16 protein-coding genes are annotated in these 22,256 nt (G+C 44.8%); 4 read left to right on the top strand and 12 right to left on the bottom strand.

Translation table 11 applies throughout. The features are described from left to right. Positions 1-62 precede the first annotated feature (62 nt). From brnQ to uvrB, 3 genes are all read right to left on the bottom strand, one after another. A complete protein-coding gene (gene brnQ / locus RH88_RS01285; protein ID WP_005592910.1) occupies positions 63-1,346 on the bottom strand; it encodes a branched-chain amino acid transport system II carrier protein in 1,284 nt (427 codons plus the stop codon). Positions 1,347-1,482: 136 nt separating this feature from the next. Further along, entirely contained in the window at positions 1,483-1,617 is a 135-nt protein-coding gene (locus tag RH88_RS23990) for a hypothetical protein (RefSeq protein ID WP_005592909.1), read from the bottom strand. Between the two features lie 254 nt (positions 1,618-1,871). Beyond that, positions 1,872-3,860, bottom strand: a complete 1,989-nt coding sequence (uvrB, locus tag RH88_RS01280) for an excinuclease ABC subunit UvrB (RefSeq protein ID WP_005592908.1) — start codon at positions 3,858-3,860, stop codon at positions 1,872-1,874. 349 nt (positions 3,861-4,209) lie between these two features. On the opposite strand from uvrB, the gene RH88_RS01275 reads away from it, so the two are divergent. Continuing rightward, the gene (locus RH88_RS01275) at positions 4,210-6,540 is read left to right on the top strand and encodes a hypothetical protein (RefSeq protein WP_005592907.1); all 2,331 of its coding nucleotides are present in this window, start codon (positions 4,210-4,212) and stop codon (positions 6,538-6,540) included. 117 nt (positions 6,541-6,657) lie between these two features. Here the strand turns inward: RH88_RS01275 and RH88_RS01270 are convergent, their stop codons facing one another. Next, entirely contained in the window at positions 6,658-7,266 is a 609-nt protein-coding gene (locus RH88_RS01270) for an SMI1/KNR4 family protein (protein WP_005592905.1), read from the bottom strand. A 367-nt stretch (positions 7,267-7,633) separates the two neighbouring features. Here RH88_RS01270 and RH88_RS01265 point away from each other — a divergent pair, with 367 nt between their 5' ends. Beyond that, positions 7,634-9,598, top strand: coding sequence for a RecQ family ATP-dependent DNA helicase (locus RH88_RS01265; protein WP_005592903.1), 1,965 nt, complete (start codon positions 7,634-7,636; stop codon positions 9,596-9,598). A 69-nt stretch (positions 9,599-9,667) separates the two neighbouring features. On the opposite strand, the gene katG is transcribed toward RH88_RS01265, so the two are convergent. From katG to RH88_RS01250, 3 genes are all read right to left on the bottom strand, one after another. After that, positions 9,668-11,785, bottom strand: a complete 2,118-nt coding sequence (katG, locus tag RH88_RS01260; protein WP_420895762.1) for a catalase/peroxidase HPI — start codon at positions 11,783-11,785, stop codon at positions 9,668-9,670. Between the two features lie 312 nt (positions 11,786-12,097). Continuing rightward, positions 12,098-13,291 (bottom strand): acetate/propionate family kinase, encoded by a 1,194-nt coding sequence (locus RH88_RS01255; protein ID WP_005592901.1) that lies wholly within the window; start codon positions 13,289-13,291, stop codon positions 12,098-12,100. Between the two features lie 578 nt (positions 13,292-13,869). Next, a complete protein-coding gene (locus tag RH88_RS01250; protein ID WP_040757791.1) occupies positions 13,870-15,879 on the bottom strand; it encodes a TonB-dependent siderophore receptor in 2,010 nt (669 codons plus the stop codon). Between the two features lie 115 nt (positions 15,880-15,994). On the opposite strand from RH88_RS01250, the gene RH88_RS01245 reads away from it, so the two are divergent. Continuing rightward, entirely contained in the window at positions 15,995-16,975 is a 981-nt protein-coding gene (locus tag RH88_RS01245; protein WP_005592898.1) for an AraC family transcriptional regulator, read from the top strand. 69 nt (positions 16,976-17,044) lie between these two features. Then, positions 17,045-17,434, top strand: a complete 390-nt coding sequence (gene cueR, locus RH88_RS01240; RefSeq protein WP_005592897.1) for a Cu(I)-responsive transcriptional regulator — start codon at positions 17,045-17,047, stop codon at positions 17,432-17,434. Positions 17,435-17,532: 98 nt separating this feature from the next. Here cueR and vctC read toward each other — a convergent pair whose 3' ends face one another. The 5 genes from vctC to RH88_RS01215 form a co-directional block, all read right to left on the bottom strand. Next, a complete protein-coding gene (gene vctC / locus RH88_RS01235; protein ID WP_005592896.1) occupies positions 17,533-18,288 on the bottom strand; it encodes an iron chelate ABC transporter ATP-binding protein VctC in 756 nt (251 codons plus the stop codon). Between the two features lie 7 nt (positions 18,289-18,295). Then, positions 18,296-19,246 carry an iron chelate uptake ABC transporter permease subunit VctG gene (vctG, locus tag RH88_RS01230; RefSeq protein WP_005592895.1) on the bottom strand — a complete coding sequence of 317 codons (951 nt, stop codon included), beginning with the start codon at positions 19,244-19,246 and terminating at the stop codon, positions 18,296-18,298. Continuing rightward, positions 19,236-20,171, bottom strand: a complete 936-nt coding sequence (gene vctD / locus RH88_RS01225) for an iron chelate uptake ABC transporter permease subunit VctD (RefSeq protein WP_005592894.1) — start codon at positions 20,169-20,171, stop codon at positions 19,236-19,238. The genes vctG and vctD overlap by 11 nt, the downstream gene beginning before the upstream one ends. Before the next feature lie 74 nt (positions 20,172-20,245). Continuing rightward, positions 20,246-21,154 (bottom strand): siderophore ABC transporter substrate-binding protein, encoded by a 909-nt coding sequence (locus RH88_RS01220; protein ID WP_005592893.1) that lies wholly within the window; start codon positions 21,152-21,154, stop codon positions 20,246-20,248. A 264-nt stretch (positions 21,155-21,418) separates the two neighbouring features. Then, positions 21,419-21,988: an RNA-binding S4 domain-containing protein gene (locus RH88_RS01215; RefSeq protein WP_005592892.1), complete on the bottom strand. Its 570-nt coding sequence runs from the start codon at positions 21,986-21,988 to the stop codon at positions 21,419-21,421. Positions 21,989-22,256 lie beyond the last annotated feature (268 nt).

Raw genomic sequence — 22,256 nt, 5'->3', positions numbered from 1 at the left:
TTTTTTATTCACTTTCACAATGACAAATAGCATCTATCCAGTTGGCATTGATTACGAGATGTTTACAACTCACTCTCTCGATTAAGCGCCTTACTAATCATAATTGCGGCAAATACCGGAATGAACCAACTGCCGTGCGCATCAAATAGAGGGAGATATTGACTCAATATTGCCGTCAACGATTCCGGTAACAACTCAAGAATATGCAGAGCGTCTAAACTACCCAATACCAAGCTAATCAATACGATGATGACATAGGGCGCACTGAAACGTTTTGTCGTCGGCAATATCATTGCGGTCAACACCAAAGTAATCGCCACTGGGCACAAAATTAAGATCGCTGGCAAGCTTACTTTGAGGATTTGATCCAAACCAAAATTAGCAATGATACCCGTCAACACGACAACGATCGTCGCGGTAAGATTAAACGGTGAGCGGAAAGTTTGCTGATAATATTCTGCACATGCATCGGTCAGACCAACCGTGGTGGTTAAACACGCCATGATGATGATCCCTGCCAGCAAATATTGCCCAAATGGCCCAAATACCGCAGCAACATAACGCGTTAGCAGTTCACCACCATTGGTCGCACCATCGGCAATCGACGCTGATGTCGCACCTACATAGGCCATGGCAAGGTAACAAGCCGACATTAACAACGCATAAACCAAGGTCACTTTCAGCGTCGCGTTAAAGATATCTTTGTTCGACTCACATCCTCTATCTCGGATCGCTTTGATAATGATCCAACCAAAACCAACGGCCGCAATCGCATCCATCGTCATGTAACCTTGAATCAATCCACTGGTTACCGCTCTTTGCTGGTAATCCAAGGTTGGCACACTGAGTGGGCCTAATGGTTGAATGAACGCAGCGATTGCCAATAGGGCTAACATGATCACTAAAATTGGCGTCATGATTTTACCGATGTAATCGACCAACTTGCCGCGTTGAAAAGCAAGCAGCAAAGTTGCTGTCACAAAGATTATTGAAAAAACCAGCAAGTGGTCGCCTTCAACAAAAGGTTTAATCCCCATTTCATACGCAACGGTTACTGCGCGCGGCATGGCAAATGCTGGCCCAACCGCAGTAAACAACAACACCCAAAACGCAATTGCCAGTGGTTGAGGTAACGCTTTGGTTAATTGCGCACTGTCACTCAAACGGCCGAACACCACCAAAGTTAACGCTGGTAGGCCCACTGCTGTAACCAAAAAACCCAGCATGGCAGGAAGGTACATGGTCCCCGCTTCCAAACCTAAGAAAGGAGGAAAGATGATGTTCCCTGCGCCAAGAAACATGGCAAAGGTCATTAAACCTATCGCTATTGTGTGTTGATTTTTCACTGTACCGTCCTTATGCGGTTAGATTTAGCCTAACTCGCTTTTTTATTATGGACCGTCAGATTTGCTGGGGAGAAAAAAAGAAGAATTGATGTATGCGATTCCTCCGTCAGCTTGGCTGACGGAAGATGCCGCCAGCCTAGTTAATAATGACTAGGACGACGACTGAAATTGTTGATGTTGCAAGCGTTGTGGTTGATTTTGCTAAACACGACAAAGCACCAAACAGCATTTGGCTATAAGCAGCAAATTGTTGGGCTAAAGTTGAAAACATCTTTGGCTCCTAATGAGCGGTTATTAATCAGTGGATTGTCGTAGCAACGAAATCAATATATAAGCAATAATTTACAAAGTAAATACATTACAGTTAAAAATATCAATACGAAGTTTGCGAGCAGCCAAATACACTAAACAACTCCTTACATAGCCGCTCTTCATATAACAGCTCTTCACACAACCGCATGGCAAAGCTCTCTAGCCTCACCAAACTATGTGCACGCCAATGGGCTTAGGCTTGGTAGAGGCTCACTACACCCTGATCATGTGCTGATAACACTGTTGAAGTTGTTGCTTATACTGCTCAACCTCTTCTGTTTGGTGCGCCTCATACGCTTGCATCATTTTCAGTTCTAATACTCTTATCTCTTCACACACCTGTGTTAGTTCATGGCATTGCGCTAGAGTCGTTAAATGTTGGGTTAACGGGTTTGGCCCAACAGGCTCATCTGCTTCGACAATCGTACGACTTGGGTTGCGTGGTTCTATACCATGCTCAAGATTGTATTCTTGCTGAATAAGGCGCCTTTGCTCTGTTTCATCAATCGCGACTCGCATTGCTGGCGTCACCTTATCAGCATATAAGATGGCCAACCCTTTGGTGTTACGTGCGGCTCGACCAATGGTTTGCAGCAACGCACTTTCACTACGTAGAAATCCAGCTTTGTCAGCATCCAAAATCGCTACCAGCGTCACTTCTGGAATATCGAGCCCCTCACGTATTAGGTTTACACCGATCAGGACATCAAATTCACCTTTACGAAATGCCTTGATCAAAGCAACCCGATCCGCAGTTGTGATGTCAGAGTGAAGAAATCGAGCTGAAACCCCTTTATCATTGAGCTGATTTGATAACGATTCCGCGCGTGCTTTCGTCAATGTGGTCACCAACACCCGCTCATCATTTTCGATCCGAATCGCCACTTCATGACACAGGTTTTTTTCTTGATCGGATTTCACGCGAACCTCAATCAATGGATCCAACAAACCGGTTGGACGAATCACTTGCGGCACGACTTGATTATGAGTACAGGACAACTCATAAGACCCCGGGGTCGCTGAGACAAACACCGTTTGTGGTTTGACCTTAACAAACTCTTCAAATGTTAGTGGTCGATTATCATGACATGAAGGTAAACGAAACCCATAATCCACTAAGGTTTGCTTTCGAGCGCCATCACTACGAGCCATAGTGGATATTTGCGGGATCATCACATGAGATTCATCGATGAGTAATAAGCCATCTTTAGGCAAATAATCCAATAAGGTTGTCGGCAGAGACCCCTCTTCACGTGGGTTAAAGTAACGCGCGTAGTTTTCCATGCCCGAGCAGTAACCTTGAGTCACTAATTGCTCTATATCGCGAGTAATACGCTCCTCTAACCGACCTGCCTCTTGCCATTGCTGATTTTGGTTTAACGTTTCTAAACGCAGTTCCAACTCTTGTTTTATTTGAGATATCGCCCTTTCAACTTGCTGCTTTGAAACGGCATAGAGCGTTTTGGGACTGACAGTATAAGAATCTAATGCCCCTAGCCTTGCTCGTGTTTTCGGGTTAATTCGCTCAATCGATTCAAGCCAACCATCAGTAATTGTCAGACGAATCGCATCATGAGATGAATCTGCCGGAAAAATATCTAAACCGTCGCTGTTGAGTGCATAGCTGCCATTTTTCACCACATCTTTACACGCTTGGTACTGGTTCTGTTCAAGTCGCGCGATTAGATCTGGCAATGCCACTGCTTGACCAACATCTAAATGAATTTGCAGAGCCCTATATTGTTCAGGGGAACCTAAGCCGTAAATTGAAGATACAGAGGCAATAATAATGGAATCTCGTCGCTCGATAAGCGCTTTGGTACTGGCAAGTCTTAGCCGCTCAAGCCTCTCATTTACCGCCGTGTCTTTACGGATAAAGCGGTCACTTTGCGGGATATACACTTCAGGTTGGTAGTAATCATAATAAGAGACGAAAAAATGCACCGCATTATCGGGAAAGAAAGAGAGCATTTCCTCGTATAGCTGTGCGGCGAGCACTTTATTATGCGAGAGGATCAATGTCGGTCTTTTGGTTCTCGCAATTAAATTTGCCATGGTAAAAGTTTTACCAGACCCTGTGATACCTTTCAGAATCTGATGTTTTTTCCCTTGCTCTAAACCCGACATTAAACTTGCAATCGCGGTCGGCTGATCACCCGTTGGGTAATATTGACTATGGAGTGAAAACGCATGTTTGTTCATGGCACTATCTTCTTATTGATTAGAGAGTGGTTGATGTTACTTACGTAAGCGGAAGCAACCTATCGGCAGAAAACCATCGAATTTTCAGATTAAAAGTCATCAGTCAATCGTCGACGATTCAAATTGATTGCAAGAAGTATAGACCACCGATTGATACGTCAAGGCTATATGAGAAGGAATAATCAAATCGAAACATAGAGATAGGATGAATGAAACAGCGTAACGAGTCACAATTATTGGAGTAATTTTTAATACCACCAAGTAAACAATGAGACTATATGCATCACGTTTTTTGGTTAAAAATTAGATCGGGGAATCATCTCGGCGTTAACAAGGATTTTAAGGTTTCATGCAAGAATTATTAATTATCGTCCAAATTGGTATTTTTATTTATGCCATCGTTGCTTACTTTTCAAACCAAAATAATAAAGCTCTTTTAGAAGAGCAGAAAGCTAAGTTACTGAGTACTCAGCGCGATAGCGAACTCTCCGATGAAGAGCGGACCGCCATATTTGAACTCTTGGAGTTAGAAGCGACCTCCTCAGAGGTGTACTACATCACTGAACAATTTGAGGTTCATTCTATTGCCGCGGAAGATAACAACGGTGAAGAAGCCTATTTCTTAGCTCTAGCTGACTATCTCGTCATCCTGCCAGAGAAAGCGTTCAACTATCTCGACCTTGAAACCACCTTCGCTGAAGTCGTTTTGGCCGACAATGTCATGATCGTCATAAGCCTCAATGATTATTCTATTGTCGATGATGTTAATAACACTCTCGCAGAAGCACCAATTCAAGAATCAAGTGAAGAGCTATCTCCAAGCGACCAAACAGCAGTACATGATGCTAACGATCAAACCTCGTCGCCAATAAGCAACACTGAATCAGTGACGGCCAAACAAACCGTTACGTCAGCGCTAAACGAGCAAGTTAGTAATACGATAAAGCCGGAAACTCAGTCGCAAGGCGATAGAGCGCCGAGAGCGTCCCACCGCGATGTAGACCCTATATCTCACACGGTATTAAAATCCGAGCGCCCGGCAACGCTGATAGAATCACGCTACCTCTCTGCCCCTTTTTACAACTTCCTCGTACCGATTCTGTTGGTGATTGCGACGGCTATTTTCTCGCATATCAACAAACTCGATTTCACTATTGAGCCCGTTTGGCTAAGCGCTGCAATTCTTGTGGTTATTAGCCTAGTGACATTACTGCTGCTTAAACGACAAGGCCCTACGGCAGATCCGGCAAGCATGGTGGTCAATCGATACTTTGGTAAAGTTGAAGCGATTGACACAACCGGCAACAAAACTTGGATCGTATTTATCGCGCCTAACGGTGAAGCGACGAAAGCGTGGATACCAAGCCAATGGCAAAATAACATCACTCTAAATCGAGATGTGCAATTTGAAATTGAACAGAGTCAATCGGCGGTGGTGCGCATTGGCTTAAATGAACTTTCAGATCAAGATGCAATCAAGAAAAAACCACAATATCTTGCCGCAGCAATGGGGCTATTGCTTGGCTGCTTTTTCATCGCCGCCAACACCAAATTTGAATGGCGAGATGCCAGTTTGGCGATGTTAGATAACAGCACGTCTTACAAGATTAACGGGCCTTATGATTGGCCAACTAGCGAGCTTAAAGTCGGCGACCGCTTATCCATTACTCAACCACGCTTGTGTTTAGATAGCCACGACAAGAATAACGCTGCCGCTTATTGTAAACAGTTCGAATACGCGCTAACGAGTGAAGATCTTCAAGTGACTCCGGATGCGGCACCAATCGAAGCGTACCAGCTGTTTATTACCACCCAACCTGACTTTACACCTGATGTATCGGAAGAACTCTACAGCTACATGGTTAAAGTTGCTAAGATGCAAAAACAGTTCTCTCCTGATGGCTTTAAGCTACGTATCCGCCATCGCAGTGAAATGATGATGTTTACCGTTGAAAGCCTACAAGCAATCGCGACTCATTTTGCGCCCTATTGCCCTATTGAAACATCAAAGCCTGATGAATCCATTGATAAGAGCAACGCTAACGACAACTCAATTCATAATGAGCGCCTCAACACCGCCTGTTCAGATTTTAAGCAAGAATTTGCTCTACTATGGAACGAAGCCACCAGCAGCAGTTGTGACACCATACAATGCTGGAATGAAGCACTCCAAGGGATTGTTGTTGACCACGATGCTGCGCTACGCAATACCGATGATATCGGCGGTTATCGTGCAGACCTACGTCACTTAAAAGATGAAGTATGGCAGGCAACGAAAGCTACATTATCCCCAACAAAGCCGCAACAAGCCTCTATTACACTTGATTGGTCTGGTGAAAGAAGCGCGGACCTGTACGAGATTGCGACCCTCAGAGCATCTCTAGACCAAGGCAATAGCGACAAACGAATCGAACGCTTGAATAAATTGCTACCGTTGCAAACCACAGCGGCACAACAAGTGGTTGACGTCACCATCTTAAATCTCAGCAATGAGGATAATAAGGTCGCGCTCACTGTGACGCAAAAGCTTACGACCAAACAAGCGTTAAGTACCATTATTAACCTTGGCATCATGGCGTTTTTTGGCTTACTGATTGTGTTGCTGATCATCGCCTACATGCTCAGTGGTAAACCACGTAAAGAAAAACAGGTTAAATCGGAAGATGCATGGATTAGTTAGTCCTATTCTTCCTTCCACCTACCCCACGCTTTAATTGAGTGTAAATAAAAAGCCCTTTCCTAACCGAAAGGGCTTCGTCATTTTCATCGATTGAATTAGAACGAGTCTAAGCCAGTGTTAGCTTTTATAATCCAGAGCTAATAGCAATGCCGTAAAGTTAGGTAAAATTGGGTAAATGCCCACACCATCATAAGTCACGTAAACAATACTGGGTTCACCACCCTGATTAAAATCAAGACACAGTACGTCACCATCATTGTTCGCAAAAGGCACCAGCTTGCGCCAATCTCGTCCTTGCAACGCATCTTGGTGCTCTCCGTAACCAAAACACATTTCTAATACTGAAACTGAGGTTTCGTAACCATCCCCACCCGGCAGCAGAAAGCCCTCAAATAGATGAAATGGATAAGAACATGTTTGGCGACCGTCAGTAAACGTCATCGGCAGGTTAATTTCCAAAATCCGCTTAACCGGATCATCATGTCGATAAGCACAGGGAAAACTAAAATCACGCCCTACGTCAAAGCCACCACACTGTTGGATGAACTCAACAAACAATGCAGGCAATTCTTGCCCTAGCGTTAACGTCAACTCGCGGATAAACGTGAGATCGAGCTCTTCTTGGCAAGGAATAAAACACATCTCAGCCAACTTAGGGTTTTGTGTAACAAGGTTTTCCGCCTCACCATGAAAAATGACTTTCTTTTCTTTGTTTTCAACCAACATCTATCGATTCTCACTTAACATTTCTTTTTTTGAGTCTGGTTATTTGCCCAGTTTTATTCTGCATGATTTTTGATATATCGCTTTTCGCCTAACAGCCAAAACAACCCGCATGCTGTACCGAGCAATGTACACCGATTGATTTATGTATCAAAGCAAAGCATGTCGCTGAGTGAATAAAGATTGATGGCTATCGTGTTATGTATCTTTTCAGTAAAAGAGACAAGATCTCAAACTCTATCACTTTCGTTACTTCGCTTATGCTGTGATTTCTTCTGTTCTTTCTCGGTTTTAGCGCATTAAGCTCGAAGTCGCCTCGGTAGGCAGGTAAACTTCACATTATTAAGATTTCTCGATTGGCAGGGCTGGCATGAACAAAGATATGACCTATTTAAAAACACTCAAAGATGTGTTTGCTTTTGAAAGCTTACGTGGCGGCCAACAACAGGTGGTGGAAAAGGTTTTACTTGGCCGTTCAACCGCCGCTATTTTTCCCACAGGATCCGGAAAATCACTGTGCTATCAACTCCCCGCGCTGCATCTGCCGCATTTAACCTTAGTGATCTCGCCGCTATTAGCTTTGATGAAAGACCAGCTTGATTTTCTAAACAGCAAAGGCATTGCCGCGGCATCGATTGACTCTTCATTAACCTATGACGAATCGCGCGAAGTGATGCGAGCGGTGAAAGCGGGAGAGACGAAGATCCTGATGATTTCAGTTGAGCGCTTGAAAAACGAACGCTTTCGTCAGTTTATTTCTTCTGTGCCTATTTCACTCCTCGTGGTAGATGAAGCCCACTGTATTTCTGAATGGGGGCACAATTTTAGACCCGACTATTTAAAACTTCCGGTCTATTGTGCGCAACTTAATATCCCACAAGTTTTACTTCTAACGGCCACCGCTACCCCACAAGTCATTGAGGATATGAGCGCTAAATTTGCCATCAAGCCCGACGATATCGTGGTAACCGGCTTTTACCGAGAGAATCTCGATCTCAATGTACTGCCATGCCCGGAAGTTGAGAAGCCAAACAAGTTACTCGAACTGATCAATAGTGAATCGCCGCGCCCAACGATCGTGTATGTCACCTTGCAGAACACAGCAGAAAGCGTCGCTCGTTACCTCAGTGAACAAGGTGCAGCGGCCACAGCCTACCACGCAGGTATGCACAGTGACGTGCGGCAAAAAATCCAAAACGATTTTATGCAGGGTAAGATCAACGTTATCGTGGCTACCATCGCCTTTGGGATGGGTATCGACAAATCTGATATTCGCGCTGTGATTCATTACGATTTACCCAAGTCGGTTGAGAACTACAGCCAAGAAATTGGCCGAGCGGGTCGCGATGGAAACACGTCGATCTGCTCCGTACTCGCCAACCGTGAGTCGTTAAGCGTTCTAGAAAACTTTGTCTACGGTGATACGCCCGATTTAGCCGCTATACATGCCGTCATTGACGAGATAGGTCAAACAGAATCTGGACAGTCATGGGAAGTGATGCTTAATAATCTGTCTCGTGACTGCAATATCCGCCAGTTGCCACTCAAAACCTTGTTGGTCTATCTAGAGCTCGAAAAGGTGATTGAACCGCAATACAGCTACTTTGCTGATTATCGATTTAAGACATTAGTGCCTGTGGAACAGATCATCGCCCAATTTGACGGTGAGCGCAGAGCCTTTATTGAGGCGCTATTTAGTGCATCGGCAAAATCACGCATCTGGCATACTGTCGACTTCGATGCGCTATGGCACACCTATCATGCCGAGCGTCAACGCGCAGTCGCTGCATTGGATTATCTTGCTGATAAAGGCTGGATAACACTCGAAAGCAAACAGATGACCGATGTATTTCGTCTGTGTAATCCTGCCGCCTGCAAGGGCAATAATGCCGCTGAGTTAAGTCGCGCTATTCACCGCTTGTTTATCACCAAACAAGAAACGGAAATTAAGCGTGTCCACGCGATGTTAACTCTATTTGAAAGCCAAACTTGTTTAAGCCATCGACTGGCCAATTATTTTGCCGATGAGCATGCGCCCGTGCAGTGTGGTCATTGCTCAGTGTGTCGTGGGCATGCCGCTGTACTACCCAATATCAACTCGTTGCCAGAAATAGAACTCTCTCAATTGCAGCATTGGTGTCAGCCATTGCTCAATGCCGGTAAATCAAACCATACCGAGATCACCGTTGAGGCGCTTGCTCGCTACCTCTGCGGTATTTCTACGCCACTTACGACAAGGCTCAAAGCCACCAAGATGACGGGTTTCGGTAAGTTGGCTCCCTACCCGTTTGCTGACGTAAAAGCTGGGTGTGAGAAAGTATCGGCTAACGTGTAATCAAAAAGCCCTCAATCAACCATGATATGAGGGCTTTGTTTGGTCTATTAGACGTCTGCTTACGTTAGGTTATAGATCAAAACGATCCGCGTTCATCACTTTGACCCAAGCGGCGACAAAATCGGCCACAAACTTGTCTTGATTATCATCTTGAGCGTACAGCTCGGAATAGGCGCGCAGTACGGAATTAGAACCGAACACCAAATCGACTCGGGAGGCGATCCACTTTGTTTCGCCAGAGTTGCTTTGACGGATTTCATACAAGCCATTCTCGGCTGGATGCCAAGTGAAGTTCATGTCAGTAAGGTTGACAAAAAAGTCGTTGGTTAACGCGCCAACCCGATCGGTTAGTACACCGGTTTGACTGCCACCATGATTCGTCCCTAATACTCGCATCCCACCGACGAGCAGTGTCATTTCCGCCGCCGTCAATTGCATCAATTGGCTGCGTTCTAACAGTAATTCTTCTGCGCTAACGATATAATCATCTTTAAGCCAATTACGAAAACCATCATGGATCGGCTCTAAAACATCAAAAGACTCACTATCCGTCATCACTTGCAATGCGTCGCCGCGACCTTGTGCAAATGGTACTTCAATCTTGATCCCAGCTTTAGCGGCGGCTTTTTCAATACCGACACCACCGCCAAGCACAATCAGATCAGCCATACTAATTGGCGAGTCTAACTCGGCACGTATTGTTTCAAGCTGTTTAAGCACGCGCGCTAATCGTTCAGGCTCATTACCTTGCCAGTCCTTTTGTGGTGATAAACGAATGCGTCCGCCATTTGCTCCCCCTCTTCGATCTGAACCGCGATAGGTGCGCGCACTGTCCCACGCGGTTGTGACCAGATCGCTGATTGTAATGTCACTATTGAGAATGGCCTGTTTAAGGCTTTCAATATTATCCTCGCTGAGATGATAGTTAACGCTCGGCACCGGATCTTGCCAAATCAAATCATCGCTCGGCACATCAGGGCCAAGATAGCGCGACTTCGGCCCAAGATCTCGGTGAGTAAGCTTAAACCATGCTCTAGCGAAGGTTGCGGCAAATTCATCCGGGTTATCGCGAAAGCGTTCCGCTATTTTGCGATATTCAGGGTCAAATTTGAGTGCCATATCCGCATCGGTCATCATTGGATTACACTTGATGGTTGGATCTTCCACATCGACGGGCATATCTTGTTCACTGATATTGATCGGCTCCCATTGCGCGGCGCCTGCAGGGCTTTTAGTCACCCACCAATCGTAAGTGAATAACAGATGGAAATAGCCATTGTCCCATTTGGTTGGATGGGTCGTCCATGCGCCTTCAACGCCACTGGTCACCGTATCTCTACCAATACCTCGGCCTGTTTTGTTCAGCCAGCCAAGACCTTGATCTTCAATTTCAGCCCCTTCAGGCTCAGGGCCAAGCTGTGACGCATCCCCGTTACCATGAGCTTTACCTACCGTATGACCACCAGCGGTTAAGGCAACCGTTTCTTCATCATTCATCGCCATACGAGCAAAGGTAACGCGCATATCGTGGGCGGTTTTAATCGGATCGGGCTTGCCATCAACGCCCTCAGGATTAACGTAAATGAGCCCCATCATTACCGCCGCGAGTGGATTAGCGAGATCTCGTTCTCCTGAATAGCGACTATTTTCACCACCACTGGGTTCCAGCCATTCTTTTTCCGCCCCCCAATAAATATCTTTCTCTGGATGCCATATATCTTCGCGTCCACCGGCAAAACCATAGGTCTTTAACCCCATCGATTCATAGGCCATCGTCCCTGCCAGTACAATAAGATCCGCCCATGATATTTTGTTACCGTATTTCTTTTTCAGTGGCCACAATAAGCGACGTGCCTTATCAAGATTTCCATTATCAGGCCAGCTATTTAGTGGCGCAAATCTTTGGTTAGCGCGACTGGCACCACCTCGCCCATCCGCAATTCGGTACGTCCCAGCAGAGTGCCATGCCATGCGGATCATCAGACCGCCGTAGTGTCCCCAGTCCGCTGGCCACCAGGCTTGACTATCGGTCATAAAGTCGAGCAGATCTTTCTTCAACTCGTCAAGATCAAGCGAATTGAACGCGTCAGCGTAACTAAAACCATCATTCATTGGATCGGTCTTGTTGTCATGCTGGTGGAGGATATCGAGGTTCAATGCTTTAGGCCACCAATCGAGTTCGGCCATTTGCTGATTAGTCGCCGCCCCATGCATGACAGGACACTGACCTTGTTTTGGTTTATCGCTCATGTTTGCTTCCTTTACTGAGGTTGTTTTACCCAAGTTTAGTCGCAGTAAACGATTTAGCTTTTTAACCAGCGCTATTCAGAAAAAAGGGAGCGAGATGAAAACGCCGCACCTGAAGGTAAACGCTTCATTTTGTTTAATAAACTGAACTGAAATCATGTTTTAGCTGAAAAAAATTTGTTCGATATAAAAGAAAAGCCCTTTCCTAACGGAAAGGGCTTAGACATATTTCCCAAAAATATGAGTAGATTTTTATAGCAATTCTACTGACTGCTGAGCGATAACGAACTCTTCGTTAGTTGGAATTACCACTGCCACTGCACCCAAAAGTTCAGATTTAGCGATTACGCCAGCATTGCCGAAGCGTGCGTCTTCGTTGCCCTTTTCATCTTCCACAAAACCTAGAAGTTTTAGGTTATTCAGAATTTCACGACGAATTGGTAGAGAGTTCTCACCGATACCACCAGTGAAGATCACTGCGTCTAGGTGGCTAAGTGGGATTAGGTAAGAACCGATGTATTTTGCTACGCGGTAGGTGAACACTTCAAACGCCAGTCTTGCGCCTTGGTGGCCATTTTCCATCGCTTCAAGGATGCCACGAGCATCTGAAGTTAGGCCGGATACACCTAAGAAACCAGATTTTTTATTCAGTGCGTCAAATACTTTCTCTTGGCTCCAACCTTTCTTCAGTAGGAACTCAATGATACCTGGGTCAAGGTCACCACAACGTGTACCCATCATTAGGCCTGAAAGTGGCGTGAAGCCCATTGAAGTATCAACAGATTGACCGTTCTCAATCGCACATACTGATGCGCCGTTACCTAGGTGCACAGAAATGAAACTGCACTCTTCTACTGACTTGTTCAGCATTTTCGCCGCTTCGTTAGCAACGAAGTAGTGGCTAGTACCGTGGAAACCGTAACGACGGATACCGTAGTCGGTGTAAAGATCACTAGAGATTGCACCTGTGTATGCGCGTTTTGGCATTGATTGGTGGAATGCAGTATCGAACACAGCGAACTGAGGCAAGCTCGGGAATGCCGTCATCGCAGCTTGAATACCTTTCGCGCCTGCAGGGTTATGCAATGGTGCAAGATCCGCGATGCTTTCGATTTCAGCCAATACATTCTCGTCGATACGTACCGTCGACGTGAATTTTTCGCCGCCGTGTACGATACGGTGACCAATAGCAACGATTTCAGATGTGAAACCTAGTGTGTCGATAAGCTTAACGATGCGGTTAATCGCATGTTGGTGGTGGTCGTCAGGTGCAGAAATCGCTTCTTCTGTTTTCTCACCATTGTATTTCCAACCAATTACAGCTTCTGGCATACCGAAGCATTCACCTAATCCGCTAACAATCGCTTCGCCTGTTTGCGAATCGATTACAGCAAATTTTAGTGAAGAACTACCAGAGTTAATCACCAACACAAACGAGTTAGACATGGGGTACGTATCCTGTTTAAGACTGAATGTCGAAGCTTGCAGAGCTTCATTGTGTATTGATTTTAATTATTCAAATTTTTTAAGCGTTTATCAACTTTGTTTTAGTTTTTTTGGCAAAAGAAACGGTTTTTTGTTGATCTAAAGCAATATTGGATTTTATTTGCGCTAAGAAATTAATCAATTTGAGGCATTTGACCGTTTAAATTCGTCCGTATTGCAAACGAATGCGTAACGCTTTCAACCCTAGCTTAACCCACGTCATATCTACACTCCATGCTACTTTAGAGTAGAAATTATTTGCGCAACAAAATGCGTGTTCAAAACTCGTCCACTCAAACAAAGTTGAATGATGTGATTTTCTGCCGAATTTTATAAATAATTTTGAATATTGAGGTGTGTTTTTTCTCAACTGACCTCCATTGCTGTCACATTAACGAACAATGTTGAACAATATTTCGCCGCAAATTTTGCTTCATCACCACCAAAGCGCAGATTTTCGCCGTACAAAAACAACAAAAGCTGCCTTGTTAGGGCAGCTTTGAGTCATCTATTTTCACTAAATTAATCGTTAACCAAAGTTAAAACTGATACGCCGCAGACAGCTTGTAATTGCGGCCAGGCTCATAATCATTCACTTCAATTCCTCGTGAAATGCCCGATGTCGATGCATGGGAAACATAGGTTTCATCAAATAGGTTATCGACGCCAAAGGTAACCGAGAGGCGATCCGCGGAACTTGGTACCCATTGCACATACATATTGTGAACATCATAACCAGGTTTATGCTCATTGCCTTCAAGTACATTATTTTCGTCTTCCACTACAATCGACGTCCAACCTATGATTAAACCCGGATCATCCCATTGATAATCGAGCGTCAACGCTATCGTGTCGCCAATATCTTTACTCCTCGCCCCAGAGCCACTTGATGCGTAAGGCCCACCATTGGTCAGATTTTCCGAATCCGTTTGTGAGTAACTGGCTTTCGCCGTAAACGCGTCATAACCATAGACTGCTGACAATTCAAATCCCGTCAGTTCAATATCATAAGCATTTTTGATCAAGTAACCGCTGGTCGCTCGAACATACTCTTCGGTAATGTAATCATCGATTTCAGTTTTAAACACGGTTAGATTGGCACCAAAGTAATGTTGATTCACCCAGTGATTAAACTTGAATCCACCTTGGGTATTGCGCCCTGTTTCTGGCTTAATGTCCTCATCCAGCTCAGCGACTTGTTGGAAGGCAATAAAACTTTCCAGCAATTCTGGCGCTTTAAACAAGGTTCGAGTGCTGGCAAACAGGCTAAATGAATCCGTCAACGACCAATCAGCGGCGATCGCCCAAGTAAAATCATCAAAATCCTTATCACCCGTTTCTGCATTACGCTGATAATGGTCATAACGGACGCCTAACGTTAGCGCAAAACGATCGGAAAAGGTGATTTGGTCTTCAAGAAACAGCGCCGTTGAAATGGCGTCTTCGTCCATATATTCAACACCACCGTAGGCACTCGAAGAGCGCTTATCCATGTAATCCAACCCATAGGTTACGGTATTACTGAGGGTGAACAGATCAAGCTCAGACTGCACCTTAGCGTTCAAGCCAACGTTTTGGTTTTTTGCGGTGTTTTCCGATGCACGACCAAGAAATGTCCACCCCGTTGCCGTTTCATCACGAATAATTTCGGTGGTTGAACTGTAAAGTGTGGCTTGAGCATGGTGTTGATCGGTTTCAAATTCATAGCCTAATCGAATGGTGTCACGATCATACTCGGTGGGTAATAACAGGCCACCATCTCGTCCAGCGAGGTTCGCTGCACCACCTCGATCGGGTCTTGCACTGTAATCACCTTCATCGCGATATACATCGTAGGAAAACTCAATTCTATGCCCATCTGTAGGCTCAAATCCTAGCTTAGCTAATACGTTGTACACCTCACCTTCCGAACCAAAGGTGTCGTTACCATCGCCGTCTTTAAAGTTATTGCGATCAACTCCGTGGATATACAACATCGAATCCACGCCCTCTGATAGTTGACCGTACAAGGTGAGCGATCCTTGCTCACTATCATTACTGGCATAACCGCCATAGAGGCGAGCGCCAAACGTTTCATCGTCGCGCAGCAAATCTTTGGCATCTTTGGTTTCAAAGTAAACGGAGCCCCCAAGGCCACTCTGTACCACTGAGTTGTTGCCAACTTGGATGTCAACCGACTTTAGAATGTCAGGGTTTAGCGTCAAGTTACCAATATGGTGGAACATATTCGCGTGTTGCGACGCGCCATCTAAACGAATATCTAAATCCGTTTCACCTAAGCCGCGAATGGTAATACGCTGGTTAACCGAATGCGTTCCTCCCACATCCACACCAGGAATGTCTCGCAGTAAGTCAGACATATGATCCGCTTGTTTAAGGGACATATCCCCAGCCCCCAGGGACTCGGTATTGCTTGATACCTTGGTCCCCCAAACCAACACCTCATCAAAATAGCTGTTCTCTTCATTTGCACTCGCGCTGTTTATCGCGCAACTCACGGCCATCCCGACCAATGTTCTAATTAATACCGCTCTTTTTACCCTTTCCATGTGGCCTCTATAAATACAAATGATAACAATTCGCAACTATGTTAATCTTTATCCACACGACCTAACAGGGAAATGAGTTATGCAAAATTGCCTAACCGTTATGAGGGAATAGCAAATGGGTGCTGAAATACGAGTCGGTTCAAAATTAACCAAAATCGCGCTAACCAAGAAGATAGAAGAGTCTGAAAAACAATTAATTATAGGCGTGGGGAAAAATACAAAACCGATTGTTGAGGGACTCTTTGTATCTCATCGATGTGATGATGCTTTTTTTATTCATGGTAGTCGCAGTCTCGAATTGCTCGATACCCATATCGTCTCTACCGCCCCAACATCGCTCATTGTGACCCTTTTACTGTCCGGTAAACTCAGTTTTGGCTACGACGATGTTCGCTTCAATCTAGATGCCAGCACACAGCCACAAGGAGCCTTAGTCAACCTAACCAAACCGGCCAGCTTTCACCGCACGATAAATAGAGGGAGCCGAGTAGCTAAGCTAAACCTTTCGATAAAACCCGAATGGATCATTTCGCGTAGCAGCGAAACCTGCCATATTCGCCAGTTTCTCGCCGGGCATAAAAATGCGCTGCAGTTTTGCTTGAGTGAGGAGCTTGCCAACCTAGTTGAGCAAGTCCTCAACCTGCACAATGCCACTCGTTTTGAACAACAAATCCAGATTGAGTCTCTCAGTTATCAAATCATTGCCCTGATCATTGAGCAGCTTGATAGAGCGCTTATGCGTACTAATTCATCGCCACGAGTTAGCCTTAACTCTCCGACGGTAGAAGACGTAATTCACTACATCAATACTCATCTTGAGCAACCACTGGTGATTGATGACATCGCCAACCATTTTTCAATGAGTGCTTCAACGCTGCAACGTAAGTTCCGCCGGCAGCTTGGGGTGACCATCATCGGTTATATCCGAATGCGCCGACTTGAAATTGCCAAGCAGTACTTATCACGTGGTCTCGTTACCATTACTGAAGCGGCCTATGAGGCTGGGTATAATCATCCTTCTAATTTTACGATCGCGTTTAAAAAAGCCTTTGGTTACCCACCCGCCGAGATACCGCCTGATGAACTATCTTGCTAGGTGATTTTGTCAACCACAGGTAAACTAGATGTTGAGTGACATGATACGGTGATTAGATAGGTTATAAGCATGAACATTGGTGAGGTTGCCCAACTAACGGGCTTGTCGAGTAAGTCTATTCGTCTCTATGAAGAGAAAGGTATCATTTCTGCTCCCCATCGCAGTGCCTCTGGTTATCGTGAATATTCATCTCAACATCTGCAAGAGCTTAATTTAGTCTCACGCGCCAAAAATGCCGGTTTTTCCTTAATTGAATGCAAAGAGTTCGTTCAGTTAGCGCATAATCCTGAACGTAAAAGCAGTGAAGTGAAAGCACGAGCGCAAATCAAACTCGACGAAGTACAGCTAAAAATCAAACAACTGCAAGAAATCGAGCGCCAATTGCAGCAATGGGTTTCGTCTTGTCCGGGCAACTCACACAGTCAATGCCCTATTATTGATGACCTCACCAAGTCGTAGGCTGACGACACTTCTACAGGAAATAAAAACGACAAAGCCTTTCATAATGAAAGGCTTTGTCGCTTATCGACCGCTATTCGTACCAACTGAACAACCAATCAGTAATAAGTACACATACGCTTACCATCCATCTCAATGATATTAAATGGCGTTTCGTAGATACTCTCCAGCACATCGGCTTGAATCACCTCTTCCACCGTACCTTGCGCAACCACCTCACCTTTTTTCAGAGCGATGATTTTATCGGAATAACACGAGGCAAAGTTGATGTCGTGGATCACCACCACTACCGCTTTGTTCATCTCTTTTGCTAAGCGACCGATATTACGCATGATCTGTAACGAGTGTTTGATATCGAGGTTGTTAAGCGGCTCATCAAGAAACACGTAATCGGTATCTTGCGCGATCACCATCGCGATGAAAGCCAACTGACGCTGACCACCACTAAGCTCATCCAGATATTTGTGTTGGATCTTGGTTAAGTCCAGATAGTCGATTGCTTGATCGATGATCACTTGGTCTTCTTCGGTCAGTTTACCTTGGCTGTAGGGAAAACGGCCAAATGCGATCATTTCACGTACCGTGAAACGCATCGTAATCGAGTTAGCTTGGCGTAATACAGCCAGGCGCTTTGCCAGCTCTTTAGTGTCCCATTCACCAATCTCTTTACAGTCAATGTAAACTTCACCTTCGTCTTTACTCACCAAGCGGCTTGCCATCGACAGTAAGGTACTTTTACCTGCACCATTTGGGCCGATGATTGAGGTGACTTTCCCTTTTTCAAATTCCGCACTGGCTTGCTTTACTACCGCCGATTGGCCGAAAAGTTTGGTAAGACTTTGTAATTTAATCATGGTGACCCTAAACGATTTTATTTCGTAGCAGCATAGACAAGAAATAGATGCCGCCAATAAAGTTGATGACAACACTCAACGTGGTTGAGAAGCCAAAGAGGTTTTCAACGATCCATTGCCCTGCCAACAAAGAAGCCACAGACAAAAGCGAGACGCCTAATAGCAATACGCGATGCTGGTATGAGCGCAACATTTCACGAGCAAGGTTAGTCACTAATAGACCAAAGAACATGATTGGCCCGATAAGCGCCGTTGATATCGCGATTAAACACGCTGAAAGCATCAGAACTTGCATCGTTACACGCTTAACATCGATACCCAAGCTGGTGGCATTATCTTTATCTAACCAGAACACGTCCAAAACACGATTTAGACGGAAAAGTAATGCACTGATAACCATCAGTAGCGGTGTACATAAATAAACCAATTCGACCTTAATATTATTGAAGCTAGCAAACATGCTGTCTTGAAGCGCCGCAAAGTCATTCGGATCTAACAGCATCGTCAAAAAAGAGGAAATACTGCCAAACAACTGGCCAAGGATCACGCCAAGTAGCAGCAACATCATCAAGTTTTGCTTGCTGCCTCGAAAGTAAAAACTAAAGAGCACCACCGAGAAACCGAGCATCACACTGACCGATAGCGCGAAGTTAAGGTAATCATTCAGAACATAACTACTTAACCCACCAAATAATACAACCACTACCGTTTGGGTAAACATATACAGCGCATCAAAACCCATAATACTCGGGGTCAATATGCGGTTATTGGTAATGGTTTGAAACGCCAATGCCGATTGGCCAATCGCAACGCCCGCTAAAATCATTGCCAGCACTTTAGGCACTCGGCGTGATAAGAAATATTGATAGTTATCAGCGTTTAGGCCGAGGCCAATAAACAGACCGGCAAACACAAGGGCAATAATCGCCAGACCAAGCAGTTTTACTCTATCCTGCATTTTTTTGACCTCGCAGAATAAAGAACACAAACACACTGCCACCTAAAATACTGATGATCATTGAAATTGGAATTTCGTAAGGGAAAATAATCACACGCCCTGCTAGATCGCAACACAGCACGATCAGCGCCCCGAGTACCGCGGTAAGCGGGATATTACGGCGTAAGTTATCACCATAGAATTGACTGACTAGGTTTGGCACAATCAAACCTAAAAATGGCAACTGACCGACGATCATCACTACGCTGGCAGACATAATCGACACCAAGATAACGCCAATTACCAACACTTGTTGATAATTCAAACCGAGGTTAGTGGCAAAATCTTTACCCATCCCCACCGCAGAGATACGCGTTGCGTAGAGGTAGCTGAAGATGGCAATAGGAATCGCGATATACAGTAGCTCGTAATCACCTTGCAGTAGGTTGGCAAAGTTGGCCACTGTCCAACCCGATAGGTTTTGTAGCGCGTCGTACTTATAGGCAACAAAAGTCGCCAACGAGTCGACCACATTACCAAAGATGATTCCGATAAGAGGGACGAAAATCGCGTTTTTGAATTGCACGCGGTTGATGAATTGGACAAACAGTAGCGTGCCTAAGATAGCAACTAAAAAGATAAGCCAAATTTGCTGCCCACCAAAGAACACCAGACTCAGAACGTAGCCTAACATGGCACATTCAATCGTACCCGACGTGGAAGGTGCGGCGAAGCGGTTTTGGCTGATTTGCTGCATGATCAAGCCCGCAATACTAAGCCCTGCCCCCGCAAGTAAAATTGCTACCAAACGGGGAATCCGGCTAGTAAACATCAAGTGCCAGCTATTGGCATCCCCTGCAAGCAAAGATGCTGGAGTTAAACTGCTCACACCAACAAAGAGTGAACCGACACTGAGCAAAATCAGTATTGGAAGTAGCTTCTTCAAAACACGCCTCTAACGTCAAAAAACCCAAGCAGCCAACGCTACTTGGGCGATATTATTAATTATAATTTTTAGTGTTACTGACCGATCGACGTCTTCACGTCATCAATCATTTTTTGGGTTGCTTGCATGCCAGAAATCGCTAAGTACCAAGCATTAATGTCTAGGTATGCCATGCGGTTGTTCTTATGCGCATTGGTGGCTTTCACCAAGTCGTTTTCGAAATCTCGCTCAACCGTGCTGGTGCCTTTATTGATCAATTTGTCTTTATCGATGATCAGCAAAGTGGATGGGTTCGCTTCACGAATAAATTCGTACGAAACCAAATCTCCGTGACGTGATGATGCATTGATGTTTTCTACGGTTTGTGTAAAACCAAAATCACGATAAATTGCTGAGAAGCGGGATGCCTCGCCAAACGCTGTAATGTTGCCACCCGCACTCATTACCGTTAAAGCATCCACCTTATTTTTTTGGTTGTAATCGCGGATCGCTTTAAATTCACTATCGATCTCTGCAATTTTCTTTTCAACAAAGTCTTGTTTTTCGAATACTTTACCAAGGTTACGCCACTGCTCTTGCGTGCTGGCCCAGTAACCTTTGCTGTCGTCAGCGGCAAAAACGATGGTCGGAGCGATTTTGGCCAATTCATCGTATTGCTTAGCCGCACGTGAACCGACAATGATTAAATCTGGTTTTTGAGTATAAATCGTTTCGAAATTTGGCTCTGACAAGCTACCAGCGGAAACAAATTTATAATCGCGGTATTGAGCAAGATAGTCAGGGAACATGCTAACGGTTGAGACCGCGACTGGCTCTACGCCCAGTGTCACAGAGGCATCCAATGCACCGACACCAATGACAACCACACGCTCAGGGTTACTTTCTAATTTTGTTGTCCCTTTCGCATGGGTGATTTCGACCATTTCTGCATTTGCACCAAATGCGACTAAGCCTGATAGCAAGGCCAATGTTGAAACTTTCATACTCAACTCCATAATTACTAATGCAATGCATTATCATTTAGATTTGTAATAAAGTCATCTTTCCTTTACGTTTTTTACATTGGTAAATTTCTTTGGCGTCTCGTTAATAAAAGGGTTAACAAACTACGGCGCTGTTAACGGTCTACTCCGTTGCAACAATCACGCTCCAAATGGTACAAAAAAGCCCTGACAAGTTTTCACTCATCAGGGCGATGTTTGCAAGCCGTTCCAGCATCTCAAAGATAATGAACGTCTATTATCTTTTTAGAAGAAGTTGATATTGCCACGACCATTTGAATTTCTTGTCGGTGCTTGTTCTGTTGCAACTTGCTTAGACTTAGGTTTTTTATCCGCTTTGTTTTTGGCTTGCGATTTCGCTTTCTTGTTCGGATTCGCTGACTGGCTTAAACCTGCGGTATCGACCACACCGTCATGACTTTTCGACTTACCCGCTTTATTAGCTTGGTTTTTCTTCTTATTTGCCGCAGACGCTTTTTGGGCTTTTTTCTCTGCTGCGGCCTTTTCTTGTTTAGTTGGTTTGTCTTCTGGTTCAGTGATCGGCGCATCACACACCACCACGTAATACTCTTGGTTAAACTCGAAAAAATCGCCATCGTACATTTTGCGACGTTTACGCGTTTCAAGTTCACCGTTAACCGCAACATAGCCTTCCGAAATCAGATGTTTAGCTTCGCCGCCACCGCCTACAAGATTTGCGATTTTAAACACTTTGTACAGCTCAATTGGATGAGAGGAGACCTCAATACCAATTGCTTCAATTTCAATTTCATCGCCCTGTTCTTGCCAATCGGCATCTTGGTTCAGTTCTGACATCTTGCAACCCAAATATGAAAACGTCGAGTCTGCCCTTTCTTCCTCATTCACTCAAGTGTTTTGTTACAATTTAGGCTCGAGTTTAAAGCGATACAAATCGCGCAATATACGAGCAAATCAAACGAAAAATCACGACCAAGACACCTAAATACAAGGGTTGGCACACAATATTAGAGTAATTAATCTAATATTTTCCAATTTTGTCGTCTAGACACAAATAGTTAGTAGCATACTGCCTGTGAATGATGTAAAAACGCTATCCAAATTA

The sequence above is a fragment of the Vibrio scophthalmi LMG 19158 genome (assembly GCF_000222585.1).
GTDB classification, from domain to species: domain Bacteria; phylum Pseudomonadota; class Gammaproteobacteria; order Enterobacterales; family Vibrionaceae; genus Vibrio; species Vibrio scophthalmi.
This window is presented reverse-complemented; position numbering and strand designations above follow the sequence as displayed.

Excerpts from the sequence above, each read along its gene's own strand:
- RH88_RS23990 (WP_005592909.1), bottom strand. The coding sequence starts at position 1,617 with ATGTTTTCAACTTTAGCCCAACAATTTGCTGCTTATAGCCAAATGCTG.
- uvrB (WP_005592908.1), bottom strand. The coding sequence starts at position 3,860 with ATGAACAAACATGCGTTTTCACTCCATAGTCAATATTACCCAACGGGT.
- RH88_RS01275 (WP_005592907.1), top strand. The coding sequence starts at position 4,210 with ATGCAAGAATTATTAATTATCGTCCAAATTGGTATTTTTATTTATGCC.
- RH88_RS01270 (WP_005592905.1), bottom strand. The coding sequence starts at position 7,266 with ATGTTGGTTGAAAACAAAGAAAAGAAAGTCATTTTTCATGGTGAGGCG.
- RH88_RS01265 (WP_005592903.1), top strand. The coding sequence starts at position 7,634 with ATGAACAAAGATATGACCTATTTAAAAACACTCAAAGATGTGTTTGCT.
- katG (WP_420895762.1), bottom strand. The coding sequence starts at position 11,785 with ATGGCCGAACTCGATTGGTGGCCTAAAGCATTGAACCTCGATATCCTC.
- RH88_RS01255 (WP_005592901.1), bottom strand. The coding sequence starts at position 13,291 with ATGTCTAACTCGTTTGTGTTGGTGATTAACTCTGGTAGTTCTTCACTA.
- RH88_RS01250 (WP_040757791.1), bottom strand. The coding sequence starts at position 15,879 with ATGGAAAGGGTAAAAAGAGCGGTATTAATTAGAACATTGGTCGGGATG.
- RH88_RS01245 (WP_005592898.1), top strand. The coding sequence starts at position 15,995 with ATGGGTGCTGAAATACGAGTCGGTTCAAAATTAACCAAAATCGCGCTA.
- cueR (WP_005592897.1), top strand. The coding sequence starts at position 17,045 with ATGAACATTGGTGAGGTTGCCCAACTAACGGGCTTGTCGAGTAAGTCT.
- vctC (WP_005592896.1), bottom strand. The coding sequence starts at position 18,288 with ATGATTAAATTACAAAGTCTTACCAAACTTTTCGGCCAATCGGCGGTA.
- vctG (WP_005592895.1), bottom strand. The coding sequence starts at position 19,246 with ATGCAGGATAGAGTAAAACTGCTTGGTCTGGCGATTATTGCCCTTGTG.
- RH88_RS01220 (WP_005592893.1), bottom strand. The coding sequence starts at position 21,154 with ATGAAAGTTTCAACATTGGCCTTGCTATCAGGCTTAGTCGCATTTGGT.
- RH88_RS01215 (WP_005592892.1), bottom strand. The coding sequence starts at position 21,988 with ATGTCAGAACTGAACCAAGATGCCGATTGGCAAGAACAGGGCGATGAA.